The sequence below is a fragment of the Curvibacter sp. PAE-UM genome (assembly GCF_001432305.1).
Taxonomy (GTDB): domain Bacteria; phylum Pseudomonadota; class Gammaproteobacteria; order Burkholderiales; family Burkholderiaceae_C; genus Hylemonella.
Genome location: NZ_KQ483358.1, coordinates 293,937 through 308,202, shown reverse-complemented (window position 1 = coordinate 308,202; position 14,266 = coordinate 293,937). Strand labels below are relative to the sequence as shown.

The following is a 14,266-nucleotide window of genomic DNA, read 5'->3' as shown; positions in this document are numbered from 1 at the left end:
GGGGGGGGCAGCGGCTCCCCCTGGAGCCGCCAATCGAAAGGGCCGCTGACGCGGGTCTTTCGATTGGTCAAGAAAGCAAGACATGGACAAACCGAACATTGTTCTGAACGTCAACGGCATCGAGGTCATCTACAACCACGTGATCCTCGTGCTCAAGGGGGTGTCGCTGCAGGTGCCCGAGAAGGGCATCGTGGCGCTGCTGGGGGGCAATGGCGCGGGCAAGACGACGACGCTGCGCGCCATCTCCAACCTGCTCAAGGGCGAGCGCGGCGAGGTGACCAAGGGTTCGATCGAGCTGCGCGGCGAGCGCATCGAGAACCTGACGCCTTCCGATCTGGTGCGCCGCGGTGTGGTGCAGGTGATGGAGGGGCGGCACTGCTTCGCCCACCTGACGATCGAGGAGAACCTGCTCACCGGCGCCTACACGCGCAAGGGCAAGGCCGAGGTGGCCGCCGGGCTGGAGAAGGTCTACGCCTACTTCCCGCGCCTGAAGACACGCCGTACCTCGCAGGCCGCCTACACCTCGGGTGGCGAGCAGCAGATGTGCGCCATCGGCCGTGCGCTCATGGCCAACCCCAGCATGGTGCTGCTGGACGAGCCCTCGATGGGCCTGGCACCGCAGATCGTGGAAGAGGTGTTCGAGATCGTCAAGGACCTGAACCAGAAGGAAGGCGTGACCTTCCTGCTGGCCGAGCAGAACACCAATATGGCGCTGAAGTATTCGGACTACGGCTACATCATGGAGTCGGGTCGCATCGTGATGGACGGCGTCGCCAGCGACCTGGCCAGCAACGAGGACGTGAAGGAGTTCTACCTCGGCATGGGCGGCGGCGAACGCAAGAGTTTCCGCGACGTGAAAAGTTATAAACGCCGCAAGCGTTGGTTGGCATAGGGGGCGTGGACATGAAACATTACGACGCGCTGGAGACGCGTGACCCCGCGCAGCGCGAGGCCGCGTTGCTGGCCGCGCTGCCGGGCCATGTGGCGCAGGCCCAGCGTTCGGCCCCGGCTTTTGCCGAGATCCTTCGCGGTGTGGATGCCGCTGCCGTCACCACGCGTGCGGCGCTGGCCCAGCTGCCGGTGACGCGCAAGCACGAATTGCAGGAGCGCCAGCAGGCGGCCCGTGCGCGGGATGCCAGTGATCCTTTTGGCGGTTTCTCTGCCATCGGCTGGCGTGGCCTGCTGCGCGGCACGGGGGCGCGGCGCGTTTACCAGTCGCCCGGCCCGATCTACGAGCCCGAGGGCCATGCGGCCGATTATTGGCGCAGTGCGCGCGCTTTTGCGGCAGCGGGCTTCGAGGCCGGCGACCTGGTGCACAACTGCTTCAGTTACCACCTCACGCCCGGTGCCTGGATCATGGAGGCCGGCGCCCAGGCCCTGGGCTGCACCGTGTTTCCCGGCGGCACGGGCAATACCGAACAGCAGCTGTCGGCCATCGCCGACCTGCGGCCGGGGGCCTATGCGGGCACGCCCAGCTTCCTCAAGATCCTGGTCGAGAAGGCGCAGGAGGCGGGTCTGAAGCTGTCCTTCAACAAGGCCCTGGTCAGCGGCGAGGCCTTTCCGCCCAGCCTGCGCGACTGGCTGCTCGAGCGCGGCATCACCGCCTACCAGTGCTACGCCACGGCCGATGCCGGCCTGATCGCCTATGAAACCCAGGCGCGTCAGGGCCTGGTGCTGGACGAGGGCATTCTGCTGGAGATCGTGCGCCCCGGCACCGGCGACCCGGTGCTTGAGGGCGAGGTGGGTGAAGTGGTGGTCACGGTGCTCAACCCCGACTACCCGCTGATCCGCTTCGGCACCGGCGATCTCTCGGCCATCCTGGGCGGTGCCTGCCCGACGGGGCGTACCAATACCCGCATCAAGGGCTGGCTGGGGCGGGCCGACCAGACCACCAAGGTGCGCGGCATGTTCGTGCACCCAGGCCAGATTGCCGAGATCGTCAAGCGCTATCCGGAGGTGGTGCGCGCGCGCCTGGTGGTGGCCGGCGAGATGGCCCAGGACACCATGACGCTCAAGGTGGAGACCGCCTGCAGCGGGCCGGGCGAACTGGCGCTGCGCATTGCCGAGACCGTGCGCGACGTGACCAAACTGCGCGGCGAGGTGGAGTTGGTACTGCCCGGCACCTTGCCCAATGACGGCAAGGTGATCGAGGACGCGCGCAGTTACAAGTGAGCAGCCACTGTCTGGGCGGGGCCTTGGTTGCTGACTAAGTATTTTCCGCTCTGGCAGGCGAGACCGGCGGGATTAGACTCGATTCCATCCTCTGGAGGAACCCTCATGAAACGTCTGCTACTGCTTGCTGCTGCCGTGACCGCTATGGCGGCCCAGGCCCAATCCTTTCCCGGTCCCAAGCCCATCACCATCGTCGTGCCCTTCGCGGCCGGCGGTCCGACCGACCGCGTGGCCCGCGACCTGGCCGAAGCCATGCGCAAGCCCCTGGGTGGTGTGATCCTCGTGGTGGACAACGCGGCTGGCGCCGGCGGTTCCATCGGTGCCAACAAGGTGGCCAAGGCCACGGCCGACGGCCACACCCTGCTGCTGCACCACATCGGCATGGCCACCATGCCGACCCTGGTGCGCAATCTGCCCTTCAAGGTCGAGACCGACTTCGAGTACGTGGGCATGGTCAACGACGTGCCCATGACCCTGATCGGCCGCCCCAGCCTGCCGGCCAGCAACTACAAGGAACTGACAGCCTGGATCAACGAGAACAAGGGCAAGATCAACCTGGGCAATGCCGGTATCGGCGCAGCCTCGCACCTGTGCGGCCTGATGTTCCAGAACGCGCTGAAGGTCGACATGACCACCGTACCCTACAAGGGCACGGCACCGGCCATCACCGACCTGATCGGCGGCCAGATCGACCTGCTGTGTGACCAGACCACCAATACCACCAGCCAGATCGAGGGCAAGAAGGTCAAGGCCTATGCCGTGACCACGAGCAAACGCCTGACCACCCCCGCACTCAAGGACCTGCCCACGCTCAACGAGTCCGGCCTCAAGGGTTTTGAAGTGACGATCTGGCACGGTTTGTACGCGCCCAAGGGCACCCCGGCCGACGTGGTGGCCAAGCTCAACGTCGCGCTCAAGGCCGCCCTGAAGGACCCGGACTTCATCAAGAAGCAGGAAGGCCTGGGGGCGGTGGTGGTGAACGACAAGCGCGTCGAACCGGCGGAGCACAAGAAGTTCGTGGCAGCCGAGATTGCCAAGTGGAGTCCTGTTTTGAAGGCGGCTGGGGTTTACGCGGACTGATCTTCAGCGTTCTGCGCTTCTGCTGAAAGGCCACTTTCGGGTGGCTTTTTCTTTTTCTGCCTGCGTTTTTGCTGGCGCGGCAAGCCGGGTCTCGCCCCGGCGGGCGACTCACTTTCTCTTGCTTCGCCAAGAGAAAGTAAGCAAAGAGAAGGCGAGCCGGGTTCGTCGTCCCTCCGCTGCGCTACGGGCACGCTGCGTTGCTCGGCCAGGGCGGGAAGTGCAGAAACTCGCCCTGCGGGCTCAGACATCTGCACTTCTTATTCCGCCCTAGCCTGCGCTACTCGCCTCCTCACACGGCAATTGGGGGGCCGGAGACCAAAACCAGAAACAACTAGGACGCGCCGAGGCGCGTCCTAGTGGGGTTCGGCTGTTGGGTTTTCGGCTGTCCGGTTCCCCATGCCGTGTGGCAGGGCTGAGCAGCGCAGCAGCGGGCGGATCAGGGCGGGCGTTGTTTGAGCGCAGCGAGTTTAGCCCGACCCCGACCGATGCGAGCAGCGCAAGGTACCCCGAAGGGGCCCTGACTTCGGCTCGCCTTTTCTTTGGTGGGCGGATTCAAAGCTGAAGTGCAACACACTTCCAGAAGGAGCCCGTTGCATGAAAGCCACCTACACCCACCTGAGCGCCGAGGAACGTGGCGCGATCATGGCCATGAAGTTTCAGGATTGCAGCGTCCGCGGCATTGCTCGGGCGCTTGGCCGTTGTCCGAGCACCATCAGTCGCGAACTGCGGCGAAATGGCTACAAGCAGGAATCTGAGTTAGGGCCTATGGGCCGTCCCCGAGTTGCGGGCGGCTACAACGCAGTACGTGCTGGCGTGCGTGCCCGTCGCCTCCGTCGTGCTTGTCGACCAACCCGAAAACTTCATCCGGACGGTGCCTTGTGGCAAAGGGTTCATGGCCTGCTGTGCCAGAGCTGGTCGCCTGAACAGATTGCGGGCACACTCAAACGCGAGCATCCCGGGCAACCTCAATTGCAAGCTTCCCACGAGACGATCTACACCGCCATTTACGCGGCCCCGCGAGGGGAGCTGCGTCGACAGCTGGTCAGCCTGCTGCGCCAAGGGCGTGGGGCACGCCGTCCCCAGGCACGAGGCACTGGGCGGCGCGGCGCCCTACAGGACATCGTCAGCATTCATCTGCGCCCCCCCGAAGCCAGCGATCGATTACTACCGGGTCACTGGGAAGGCGATCTGATCAAGGGTTCCAGGAACCAATCGGCTGTGGGCACCCTGGTGTGCCGCAAGACCTTGTTCGTCATGCTGGTGAAGATGGATGGTGCCACGGCAGAAGAAGCCCTGCGCGGCTACGAACAGGCCTTCAGCCCTCTGGACGATGCATTACGCCAGACCTTGACGTACGACCAGGGCAAGGAGATGGCGTTGCACAAAAAGCTGGCCGAGAGCACAGGATTGAAGATCTACTTTGCGGACCCGCACAGCCCCTGGCAGCGCGGAATCAACGAGAACACCAATGGGCTGATCAGGCAATACCTGCCCAAGGGGACGGATCTGAGCGTCTATAGCCAGCGCCAGCTCGATCACATTGCCTGGAGTCTCAATACCCGCCCTCGCAAGACCCTTGGGTTCAGGACTCCAGCCGAGGTGCTCTTCGAAGATTGCTTCAAGCAGAATGTCGATATCCAGCCCATCGTTGCACTTGGTATTTGAATCCGCCGTGACTTTCTTTTGGCGAAGCAAAAGAAAGTTACTGCCCTGTCGGGGGCACATCCCGACAATGCGACGCAAGCAAAATTGCCAGCCAATGCCAGTAGCCAAAGCGACAAGCAGACCGCCCGACCGGAGACAAACCCTAGGTCACAGCAAGCCCAAGGCTCCCTACACTGGACCGCATCAAATCCAGGAGATAACACCATGCGCAACATCCTCGCCTCGAACCGTCGCCACCTTCTTGCCGCGGCTGCCAGCGCCGCCCTGCTGGCGATGAGCCCGATGGCCTTGGCCCAGGATGCCTGGCCCAACAAGCCGGTGAAAATCGTCGTGCCCTTTGCGCCGGGCGGTACCACCGACATCCTGGCGCGCGCCATGGCGCCGGAGCTGACCAAGGCCTTTGGCCAGCCCTTCGTGGTGGACAACCGCGGCGGTGCGGGTGGCAATGTGGGCGCGGACATCGTGGCCAAGTCGCCGGCGGACGGCTACACCCTGCTGATGGGCACAGTGGGTACGCACGGCATCAACAAGGCGCTGTATGCCAAGCTGCCCTACGAGCCGCAGAAGGACTTTGCACCGATCACCCTGGTGGCTGGCGTGCCCAATGTGATGGTGATGAACGCCGACAAGGCCCGCGCGCTGAACATCAACAGCGTGGCCGACTTCGTCAAGTACGCCCGCGCCAACCCCGGCAAGCTCAACATGGCCTCCAGCGGCAACGGCACGTCCATCCACCTGGCCGGTGAACTGTTCAAGTCCATGACCGGCATCTTCATGACGCACATTCCCTATCGCGGCTCCGGTCCGGCGCTGCTGGACATGGTGGGCGGCAACATGGATGTGATGTTCGACAACCTGCCGTCTTCCATGCCCCACATCAAGTCGGGCAAGCTCAAGGCCTTTGCCGTGACCAGCGGCCAGCGTTCGACGGCCCTGCCGGACATCCCGACGGTGGAGGAGGCGGGCAAGCTCAAGGGCTTCGAGGCCAGCAGCTGGTTTGGCCTGCTGGCGCCGGCCGGCACGCCGCCCGACATCGTCAACCGCATCCAGCAGGAGGTGGCCAAGTCGCTGAACACGCAGGCCATCAAGGAAAAACTGCAGGCCCAGGGCGCCATCCCCGGCGGCATGTCGCCGCAGGAGTTCACCCGCTTCATCGACGCCGAGCACAAGAAGTGGGCAGCCGTCGTGAAAGCCTCCGGCGCGAAGGTGGACTGAGTCTTACACGCCCCAGACGATCTCGGTCTCCGCTTTCTCGCAACGGCGCAGCATCTCGATGAAGGGGGTGGCGCGCTGGCGCAGCGAGACGTCCTCGGCTTTCGCGGGCTCTTCGCCGCGTGCCACGGCCTCTTCCCGCGCAGCCTTCTGCCGTGCCTCTTCCTGGGTGATGGCGGTTTCCAGTGCGGCGATGGCCGCCGCCATGTCCTGGGGCTGCAGGATGCCCTGTTTCTCTTCGACCGGTTTGCCGATGATCTGCAGCACGCGCCGGCCGTTGGGCTCGAGCATGATGAGGTCGGCGGTGGTGCGTGACTTGAACTTGTAGAGCATGGCCGTGCCTCGTGCGGGCGGGTGCCGGGCGCTCAGCTGAGCGACTCGATCAGGGCTATGTAATCCTGCATGGCCTCGTCCTGGCTCTTGTCCTTGAGGGCGTTCCAGGCGTCCCACTTGGCACGGCCCACCATGTCGGAGAAACCGGGGCGCGGATCGGTGGGGGCGCCCGAGGAGGCCTGCTTGTACAGGGCGTAGATCTTGAGCAGGGTCATGTTGTCGGGACGCTCGCTCAGGTCTTTGGACGCGGCAATGGCGGCTTCGAAACGGGCTTTCAGGTCACTCATGTGAGGCTCCGGGGTTCTCGGTGGAATGGTAAGCGCGCAACAACTGCCGCAGATGGGCCTGCTGCGCGGGAACCAGGTAGGGTAGCAGCAAACCGAGCGCATGCCCGGCGCCGCGCAGCACCGCGGCCTGCAGGCCCTCGGGTTCCAGTGCGTGGCGCGGGTCCAGCGCGTACTCGAAACTCAGCCAGTAGCTCAACAGCACCACCTGGCTGGTGGCCAGGCCGGCGGCATCCTCGGCCTCGATCTGCAGCACACCGCTGCCCTGCAGCCGGGCCAGCAGGGTGCTCAGCGCGACGGTCTGGTCGTGCAGGGCCTGCTGGATGCCTGCTTCGAGCCGTCGGTTGCGGCTGAGCAGCAGGTTGAGGTCGCGGTAGAGGAAGCGGTAGTCCCAGATGCGCTCGAACAGGCTGTGCATGAAGAACCAGGCACCTTCCACGTCACGCACATCCCCGGCAGCCGGCAGCAGGCCGGCCAGGGCCTGCTCGTACTGCTCGAACAGGGTGTTGACCAAGCCGTCCTTGGCCGGGTAGTGGTAGTAGAGGTTGCCCGGACTGATGCCCAGCTCGCCGGCGATCTGGGTGGTGGAGACGTTGGGTTCGCCGTAGCGGTTGAACAGCGCCAGCGCCGCTTCCTGGATGCGCTGGGCGGTGCGGCGTGGCGCCTTTTTGACCATCAGCCCTTGGTCTTGCGGGCCGCCTTGCGCGGTGCCGCCTTCTTGGCGGGCGCCGCTTTTTTGGCTGGGGCGCTGCGGGGGGCACGGGTCTGGAGCAGGCGCTCCAGCTCGGCCAGGCGAGCGTTCAGCAACTGCACGTCGCGTGCCGAGGGGATGCCCAGGCGCTGCAGGGCACGCGCCACACGGTCCTCGAACAGGCCTTCGAGCTTGTCCCACTGGCCGGTCGCCCGGTCGCCGATCTCGTGCGCCAGGCTGCTGACCTTCTGGCTGGCCTCGGCCAGCTTGCCCTCGGCCGTGGCCTGCGCCTTGCGCTGCATGGTCAGGCCCTCCTGGACCAGGGCGTCGAAAACCTTGCCGCCTTCCTGCTGGGCCTTGGTGAAGGCGCCCAGGCCGGCCAGCCAGATCTGGTGGGCCGAGTCGCGCACCGGGTCGGCGCCGGAGGACGGGGTGGCACTGCGCGGGGTCGATTTGCTGCTCATGGTGCTTTGCTCCTGGAAGGCCGGTATGGACGGGACTGTACGCCCACTCGGGCCGGCGCGCCAGTGCCCTGGGGGCGGGCTTTTCCGGGGTGTCCATGCGATAAACTCGAAGGTTCAAACAAAGCCTGGGGCCGGCCTGACGGGGTCCGCCGGGCCACAGGGGATTCCATGATTCTTGTCACTGGCGGCGCAGGGTTTATCGGTGCCAACTTCGTGCTGGACTGGCTGGCTCAGACCGACGAGCCGGTACTCAACCTCGACAAGCTGACCTACGCTGGCAACCTGGAAAACCTGGCCTCGCTGCAGGGCGACAAGCGCCACGTCTTCGTGCAGGGCGATATCGGCGACAGCGCCCTGGTGGCGCGCCTGCTGGCCGAGCACCGGCCGCGTGCCGTGATCAACTTCGCAGCCGAGTCGCACGTGGACCGATCCATCCACGGCCCGGAAGACTTCATCCAGACCAATATCGTCGGCAGCTTCCGCCTGCTGGAATCCGTGCGGGCCTGGTGGGGTGGCCTCGACGAGGCGGGCAAGGCCGCCTTCCGCTTCCTGCACGTGTCCACGGACGAGGTCTACGGTTCGCTGGCTCCCGGGGAGCCGGCCTTCACCGAACAGCACCGCTACGAGCCCAACAGCCCCTACAGCGCCAGCAAGGCGGCCAGCGACCACCTGGTGCGCGCCTACCACCATACCTACGGCCTGCCGGTGCTCACCACCAACTGCAGCAACAACTACGGCCCCTACCACTTCCCCGAGAAGCTCATCCCGCTGATGATCGTCAACGCCCTGGCGGGCAAGCCCCTGCCGGTCTACGGCGACGGCATGCAGATCCGCGACTGGCTCTACGTGCGTGATCATTGCAGCGCCATCCGCCGCGTGCTGGCCGCCGGCCAGCTGGGCGAGGTCTACAACGTGGGGGGCTGGAACGAGAAGCCCAACATCGAGATCGTGCAGACCCTGTGCGCCCTGCTGGACGAGCTGCGCCCGCGCGCCGATGGCAAGAGCTACCGCGAACAGATCAGCTACGTGAAAGACCGCCCGGGCCACGACCGGCGCTACGCCATCGACGCGCGCAAGCTGGAGCAGGAACTGGGCTGGAAACCGGCCGAGACCTTCGAGACCGGCATCCGCAAGACCGTGGCGTGGTATCTGGATCATCCGGACTGGGTGGCGCGCGTGTTGTCCGGTGCCTACCGCGACTGGGTCAGCAAGCAGTACGCCTGATGTCCGGCATGAAGATCCTTTTGCTCGGCAAGAACGGCCAGGTCGGCTGGGAGTTGCAGCGTTCCCTGGCCGTGCTGGGCGAGGTCGTGGCGCTGGACCGGCTGGGGGCCGACGGCCTGTGCGGCGACCTGGCCGATCTGGCGGGGCTGGCGCAGACCGTGCGCAGCGTGCGACCCCAGGTCATCGTCAATGCCGCCGCACACACGGCCGTCGACAAGGCCGAGAGCGAGCCGGAGCTGGCGCGTACCCTCAACGCGCTGGCGCCCGGGGTGCTGGCGCAGGAAGCGCGGCAACTGGGGGCCTGGCTGATCCATTACAGCACCGACTATGTGTTCGACGGCAGCGGCAGCGCGCCCTGGAAAGAGACCGATGCCACGGCGCCCCTGAGCGTCTACGGCCGCACCAAGCTTGAAGGCGAACAGCTGATCGCCGCCAGCGCTTGCCGGCATCTGATTTTTCGTACCAGCTGGGTCTACGGTGCGCGCGGCGGCAATTTCGCCCGGACCATGCTGCGCCTGGCGGCAGAGCGTGAGCAGCTCACGGTGATCGATGACCAGATCGGGGCACCCACCGGGGCCGATCTGCTGGCCGATGTGACGGCCCATGCCATCCGTCATGTGTTGCCGCCCATGCGACGCAACGACCTGACGCCTTCGGGCATCTACCACCTCGCGGCGGCCGGCGAGACCAGCTGGCACGGTTATGCGCGGTTCGTGCTGCAGCAGGCGCAAGAGGCCGGCCTGGCACTGAAGGCGAGGCCGGAACAGGTCAAACCGATCCCGACCTCGGCCTACCCGACGCCGGCCAAACGGCCGCACAATTCACGCTTGGACACCACATTGCTGCAAAACACCTTCGGCCTGACGCTGCCACACTGGCAGGTCGGGGTGGCTCGTTTGCTGGCAGAAACCCTCTGAGACACTCCGAGACAGCGACCATGACACAACGCAAGGGCATCATCCTGGCCGGCGGCTCCGGCACCCGGCTGCACCCGGCCACCCTGGCCATCAGCAAGCAGTTGCTGCCGGTCTACGACAAACCCATGGTGTATTACCCGCTCACCACGCTGATGCTGGCGGGCATGCGCGACATCCTGCTCATCAGCACGCCGCAGGACACACCGCGCTTCGAGCAGTTGCTGGGCGACGGCAGCCAGTGGGGCCTGAACCTGCAGTACGCGGTGCAGCCCAACCCGGACGGGCTGGCGCAGGCCTTCATCATCGGTGAGTCCTTCGTGGGCAACAGCCCGAGCGCGCTGGTGCTGGGCGACAACATCTACTACGGCCACGACTTCTACGGACTGCTGGGCGCCGCGGATGCCAAAACCAGCGGTGCCACCGTCTTTGCCTATCACGTGAACGACCCCGAGCGTTATGGCGTGGTGGCCTTCGATGCCCAGGGCCAGGCTAGCAGCATCGAGGAAAAGCCCAAGGCCCCGAAGAGCAACTACGCCGTCACCGGCCTGTATTTCTACGACCAGCAGGTGGTGGACATCGCCAAGGCCGTCAAGCCCAGCGCCCGCGGCGAACTGGAGATCACCACGGTGAACCAGATGTACCTGGACCGCGGCCAGCTCAGCGTGCAGATGATGGGGCGCGGTTATGCCTGGCTGGATACCGGAACGCACGACAGCCTGCTGGAGGCCAGCCAGTTCATCGCCACGCTGGAGCACCGCCAGGGCCTGAAGATCGCCTGCCCGGAGGAGATCGCCTGGCGACACGGCTGGATCGGTGACGAGCAACTCGAGAAGCTGGCGCAGCCGCTGGCCAAGAACGGCTACGGGCAGTACCTGTTGCGCCTGCTGAAGGAAAAACGCCCGGTTTGACCGGGGCGTGCGCACCATGCAAGCCATCCCCACGGCCATTCCCGACGTCCTGATCATCGAACCCAAGGTGTTTGGTGATGCGCGCGGTTTCTTCTTCGAGAGCTACAACGAAAACGCCTTTGCCGAGGCTACGGGCCTGAAGGTGAACTTTGTGCAGGACAACCACAGCCGCAGCGCCAAGGGTGTGCTGCGCGGCCTTCACTACCAGCTGAAGCAGGCTCAAGGCAAGCTTGTACGCGTGGTGCGCGGCAGCGTCTACGACGTGGCGGTGGATCTGCGCAAGAGTTCACCTACCTTCGGCCGCTGGGTTGGTACCGAGTTGAGCGAGGACAACCAGCGTCAGATGTGGGTGCCGGCCGGCTTTGCGCACGGCTTCCTGGTCACCAGCGAATCGGCCGACTTTCTGTACAAAACCACCGATTACTACGCCCCGGAACAGGAGCGTTGCATCGCCTGGAATGATCCGGCGATCGGTATCCAGTGGCCTTTGGAGGGGGCGCCGGTGCTGTCGGGCAAGGACCAGCAGGGGCAACTGCTGGCGCAGGCCGAGGTGTACGCATGAGTCCGGCGTCCGTCATCCATCCCGTCATCCTCTGCGGTGGCAGCGGCACGCGCCTGTGGCCCCTGTCGCGCAAGGCCTTTCCCAAGCAGTTCATCCCGCTGCTGGGCGACAAGTCGCTGTTGCAGCTCACGCTGGAGCGCGTGGCACCGCTGGCCCAGGGCCAGTCCGAAGCCATCACCTGTGTGGCCGCCGAGGCGCATCGTTTCCTGGTGGCCGACGTGGCGGCCCAGGCCGGCCTGTCCGTGCGCCAGATCCTCGAGCCGCAGGCGAAGAACACGGCAGCCGCCATGGCGCTGGCCGCGCTGGCGGCGCCCGCCGATGCCTTGCTGCTCTTCTGTCCGGCCGACCACCACATTCCCGATGCCCAGGCCTTCTGCGACATGGTGCAGGGTGCGGCACTTGCGGCGCAGGCCGGCCGGCTGGTGACTTTCGGTGTGTCGCCCAGTTTCCCCAGTACGGCCTACGGCTACATCCAGAAGGGCGCGGCGGCCGGTGCCGGCTTCGAGGTAGCCCGTTTCGTCGAGAAACCGGCGCAGGACAAGGCGCTCGAATTCCTCGCCAGCGGCCAGTATCTCTGGAATGCCGGCATCTTTCTCATGCGTGCGGCGGACCTGCTGCAGGCGCTCCAGGCCCACGCGCCGGATATCCTGGATGTCTGTCGCCGGGCCATGCAGCAGCCACAGCGCGACGGCCTCTTCCTGCGCCCCGATGCGCAGGTCTTCGCAGGCTGTCGCAGCCAGTCCATCGACTACGCCGTGATGGAGCGCGCCGGCAACGTCAGCGTCTACCCCTTTGCCGGTGTCTGGAGCGACGTAGGCAGCTGGAACGCCGTGGCGCAGCTGGCCGAGCCGGATGCCGACGGCAATCGCGCGGGAGGTGAGGTGCAACATGCCCATCATCTGCGCGCCAAAGACACCTACATCCATGCCGGCGGCCAGCGCCCCGTGGTGGCCCTGGGCACCCAGGGCCTGCTGATCATCGATACCCCAGATGCCTTGCTGGTGGCCGATCCGTCCCAGGCCGAGGCCGTCAAGGACGTGGTGGCCAAGCTGGAAAAGCTGGACGCGACCCAGGCCGTTCAGCACCGCCGCGTGGCGCGCCCCTGGGGCTGGTACGACAGCATCGACATGGGCGAGCGCTTCCAGGTCAAGCGCATCATGGTCAAGCCCGGTGCCTCGCTCTCCCTGCAGAAACACCACCACCGCGCCGAGCACTGGGTGGTGGTCAGCGGCACGGCCGAGGTGACCAACGGCGACAAGGTCATGGTGCTGGGGGAGAACCAGAGCACCTACATCCCCATCGGCCAGGTGCATCGCCTGGCCAATCCGGGCCAGGAGCCGCTGGAGATCATCGAGGTGCAGAGCGGCGCGTATCTGGGCGAGGACGATATCGTCCGCTACGAGGATACTTATGGCCGGACGTGAAATGAATCCAGTAAGTAAGGGTTGGAATAAATGAATCTGAAAAACCAGAAAATTGCCATCATCGGTCTCGGCTACGTTGGCTTGCCCCTGGCCGTGGAGTTCGGCAAGCACCGCGATGTGCTGGGCTTCGACATCAACGCAGCGCGCGTGGCGGAACTGCAATCCGGGCACGACAGCACGCTGGAGGTCGCCCCCGAGGAGCTGGTGCGAGCAGGCCGATTGCGCTATTCGACGAACCTGGATGATTTGCGCGCGTGCACGATTTTCATCGTGACGGTTCCGACCCCGGTGGACCAGGCCAACCGGCCCGACATGACACCCCTGGTCAAGGCCAGCGAGACCGTGGGCAAGGTGCTGTCCAAGGGCGCGGTGGTGATCTATGAATCCACGGTGTATCCGGGGGCGACCGAAGAGGTCTGCGTGCCCGTGCTGGAAAAATTCTCCGGTTTGAAATTCAACCAGGATTTTTTCTGTGGTTACAGCCCCGAGCGCATCAACCCCGGTGACAAGGTCAACACGCTGACCAAGATCAAGAAGATCACCAGCGGCAGCACACCCGAGGTGGCTGACGCCGTCGATGCGCTCTACCGAGACATCATCACGGCCGGGACCCACAAGGCGAGCAGCATCAAGGTGGCTGAAGCCGCCAAGGTGATCGAGAACACCCAGCGCGATCTGAACATCGCCCTGATCAACGAACTGTCGGTCATCTTCGCCCGTCTGGGCATTGATACGCTGGACGTGCTGGAAGCCGCGGGCAGCAAGTGGAACTTCCTGCCCTTCCGCCCAGGCCTGGTGGGCGGGCATTGCATCGGTGTGGATCCCTACTACCTGACGCACAAGGCCGAGGAGGTGGGCTACCACCCGCAGGTCATCCTGGCCGGCCGTCGCATCAACGACAATATGGCGCGTTACGTGGCGCGCAACACCATCAAGCTCATGCTGCAAAACGGCCTGGACGTGCCACGTTGCCGTGTGGGTGTGCTGGGCATCACCTTCAAGGAGAACTGCCCGGACATTCGCAACAGCAAGGTGGTCGACATGGTGCGCGAATTCGAGGCCTGGGGCGTGGAGGTCGTTGTGGCCGATGCCTGGGCCAGCGTCGACGAGGTACAGCACGAGTACGGCCTGAAGCTCGGCGTGATCGATGCGGCCCACCCTGTGGATGCGCTGGTGGTCGCGGTGGGGCACAACGAATACCGGCATGCCCAGCTGCAGGACCTGCGCGCCCTGTGCCGCGGCAGCAAGCCCGTGTTGTCCGACGTGAAGAGCCTGTACGACCGCCACGCAGCGGCGGCTACCGGCTTCACCGTATTCAGACTGTGAGCCC

At 65.2% G+C, this 14,266-nt stretch carries 15 protein-coding genes; 11 read left to right on the top strand and 4 right to left on the bottom strand.

The annotated features are described in order from the left end of the window. The first annotated feature begins 82 nt into the window (after positions 1 to 82). From AO057_RS01485 to AO057_RS01465, 5 genes are all read left to right on the top strand, one after another. Positions 83 to 892: an ABC transporter ATP-binding protein gene (locus AO057_RS01485; RefSeq protein WP_057673959.1), complete on the top strand. Its 810-nt coding sequence runs from the start codon at positions 83 to 85 to the stop codon at positions 890 to 892. 11 nt (positions 893 to 903) lie between these two features. Continuing rightward, entirely contained in the window at positions 904 to 2,172 is a 1,269-nt protein-coding gene (locus tag AO057_RS01480; RefSeq protein WP_057673958.1) for a phenylacetate--CoA ligase family protein, read from the top strand. 105 nt (positions 2,173 to 2,277) lie between these two features. Continuing rightward, positions 2,278 to 3,252 carry a tripartite tricarboxylate transporter substrate-binding protein gene (locus AO057_RS01475; RefSeq protein ID WP_057673957.1) on the top strand — a complete coding sequence of 325 codons (975 nt, stop codon included), beginning with the start codon at positions 2,278 to 2,280 and terminating at the stop codon, positions 3,250 to 3,252. 594 nt (positions 3,253 to 3,846) lie between these two features. Continuing rightward, positions 3,847 to 4,917: an IS30 family transposase gene (locus tag AO057_RS17345; RefSeq protein ID WP_082605367.1), complete on the top strand. Its 1,071-nt coding sequence runs from the start codon at positions 3,847 to 3,849 to the stop codon at positions 4,915 to 4,917. Between the two features lie 204 nt (positions 4,918 to 5,121). Further along, positions 5,122 to 6,132 carry a Bug family tripartite tricarboxylate transporter substrate binding protein gene (locus AO057_RS01465; protein ID WP_057673955.1) on the top strand — a complete coding sequence of 337 codons (1,011 nt, stop codon included), beginning with the start codon at positions 5,122 to 5,124 and terminating at the stop codon, positions 6,130 to 6,132. A gap of 3 nt (positions 6,133 to 6,135) precedes the next feature. On the opposite strand, the gene AO057_RS01460 is transcribed toward AO057_RS01465, so the two are convergent. The 4 genes from AO057_RS01460 to AO057_RS01445 are packed head-to-tail and all read right to left on the bottom strand — an operon-like array spanning position 6,136 to position 7,901. Next, the gene (locus tag AO057_RS01460; protein WP_057673954.1) at positions 6,136 to 6,462 is read right to left on the bottom strand and encodes a DUF1840 domain-containing protein; all 327 of its coding nucleotides are present in this window, start codon (positions 6,460 to 6,462) and stop codon (positions 6,136 to 6,138) included. Positions 6,463 to 6,494: 32 nt separating this feature from the next. Then, positions 6,495 to 6,749 carry an acyl-CoA-binding protein gene (locus AO057_RS01455; protein ID WP_057673953.1) on the bottom strand — a complete coding sequence of 85 codons (255 nt, stop codon included), beginning with the start codon at positions 6,747 to 6,749 and terminating at the stop codon, positions 6,495 to 6,497. Then, the gene (locus AO057_RS01450; protein ID WP_057673952.1) at positions 6,742 to 7,422 is read right to left on the bottom strand and encodes a TetR/AcrR family transcriptional regulator; all 681 of its coding nucleotides are present in this window, start codon (positions 7,420 to 7,422) and stop codon (positions 6,742 to 6,744) included. Before AO057_RS01450 ends, AO057_RS01455 begins: the two co-directional genes overlap by 8 nt. Next, positions 7,422 to 7,901, bottom strand: a complete 480-nt coding sequence (locus tag AO057_RS01445) for a phasin family protein (RefSeq protein ID WP_057673951.1) — start codon at positions 7,899 to 7,901, stop codon at positions 7,422 to 7,424. The genes AO057_RS01450 and AO057_RS01445 overlap by 1 nt, the downstream gene beginning before the upstream one ends. Before the next feature lie 168 nt (positions 7,902 to 8,069). On the opposite strand from AO057_RS01445, the gene rfbB reads away from it, so the two are divergent. The 6 genes from rfbB to AO057_RS01415 are packed head-to-tail and all read left to right on the top strand — an operon-like array spanning position 8,070 to position 14,262. Then, positions 8,070 to 9,125, top strand: a complete 1,056-nt coding sequence (gene rfbB, locus AO057_RS01440) for a dTDP-glucose 4,6-dehydratase (protein WP_057673950.1) — start codon at positions 8,070 to 8,072, stop codon at positions 9,123 to 9,125. 8 nt (positions 9,126 to 9,133) lie between these two features. Continuing rightward, positions 9,134 to 10,042, top strand: a complete 909-nt coding sequence (gene rfbD, locus AO057_RS01435; protein ID WP_057677131.1) for a dTDP-4-dehydrorhamnose reductase — start codon at positions 9,134 to 9,136, stop codon at positions 10,040 to 10,042. 20 nt (positions 10,043 to 10,062) lie between these two features. Then, entirely contained in the window at positions 10,063 to 10,950 is an 888-nt protein-coding gene (gene rfbA, locus AO057_RS01430; RefSeq protein ID WP_057673949.1) for a glucose-1-phosphate thymidylyltransferase RfbA, read from the top strand. 16 nt (positions 10,951 to 10,966) lie between these two features. Next, positions 10,967 to 11,512 (top strand): dTDP-4-dehydrorhamnose 3,5-epimerase, encoded by a 546-nt coding sequence (gene rfbC, locus AO057_RS01425; RefSeq protein WP_057673948.1) that lies wholly within the window; start codon positions 10,967 to 10,969, stop codon positions 11,510 to 11,512. Next, positions 11,509 to 12,936, top strand: a complete 1,428-nt coding sequence (locus AO057_RS01420) for a mannose-1-phosphate guanylyltransferase/mannose-6-phosphate isomerase (RefSeq protein ID WP_057673947.1) — start codon at positions 11,509 to 11,511, stop codon at positions 12,934 to 12,936. Before rfbC ends, AO057_RS01420 begins: the two co-directional genes overlap by 4 nt. 30 nt (positions 12,937 to 12,966) lie before the next feature. Continuing rightward, positions 12,967 to 14,262: a nucleotide sugar dehydrogenase gene (locus tag AO057_RS01415; RefSeq protein WP_057673946.1), complete on the top strand. Its 1,296-nt coding sequence runs from the start codon at positions 12,967 to 12,969 to the stop codon at positions 14,260 to 14,262. Positions 14,263 to 14,266 lie beyond the last annotated feature (4 nt).

Coding starts and splice junctions, on each gene's coding strand:
- AO057_RS01485 (WP_057673959.1), top strand. CDS start 83: ATGGACAAACCGAACATTGTTCTGAACGTCAACGGCATCGAGGTCATC.
- AO057_RS01480 (WP_057673958.1), top strand. CDS start 904: ATGAAACATTACGACGCGCTGGAGACGCGTGACCCCGCGCAGCGCGAG.
- AO057_RS01475 (WP_057673957.1), top strand. CDS start 2,278: ATGAAACGTCTGCTACTGCTTGCTGCTGCCGTGACCGCTATGGCGGCC.
- AO057_RS17345 (WP_082605367.1), top strand. CDS start 3,847: ATGAAAGCCACCTACACCCACCTGAGCGCCGAGGAACGTGGCGCGATC.
- AO057_RS01465 (WP_057673955.1), top strand. CDS start 5,122: ATGCGCAACATCCTCGCCTCGAACCGTCGCCACCTTCTTGCCGCGGCT.
- AO057_RS01460 (WP_057673954.1), bottom strand. CDS start 6,462: ATGCTCTACAAGTTCAAGTCACGCACCACCGCCGACCTCATCATGCTC.
- AO057_RS01455 (WP_057673953.1), bottom strand. CDS start 6,749: ATGAGTGACCTGAAAGCCCGTTTCGAAGCCGCCATTGCCGCGTCCAAA.
- AO057_RS01450 (WP_057673952.1), bottom strand. CDS start 7,422: ATGGTCAAAAAGGCGCCACGCCGCACCGCCCAGCGCATCCAGGAAGCG.
- AO057_RS01445 (WP_057673951.1), bottom strand. CDS start 7,901: ATGAGCAGCAAATCGACCCCGCGCAGTGCCACCCCGTCCTCCGGCGCC.
- rfbB (WP_057673950.1), top strand. CDS start 8,070: ATGATTCTTGTCACTGGCGGCGCAGGGTTTATCGGTGCCAACTTCGTG.
- rfbD (WP_057677131.1), top strand. CDS start 9,134: ATGAAGATCCTTTTGCTCGGCAAGAACGGCCAGGTCGGCTGGGAGTTG.
- rfbA (WP_057673949.1), top strand. CDS start 10,063: ATGACACAACGCAAGGGCATCATCCTGGCCGGCGGCTCCGGCACCCGG.
- rfbC (WP_057673948.1), top strand. CDS start 10,967: ATGCAAGCCATCCCCACGGCCATTCCCGACGTCCTGATCATCGAACCC.
- AO057_RS01420 (WP_057673947.1), top strand. CDS start 11,509: ATGAGTCCGGCGTCCGTCATCCATCCCGTCATCCTCTGCGGTGGCAGC.
- AO057_RS01415 (WP_057673946.1), top strand. CDS start 12,967: ATGAATCTGAAAAACCAGAAAATTGCCATCATCGGTCTCGGCTACGTT.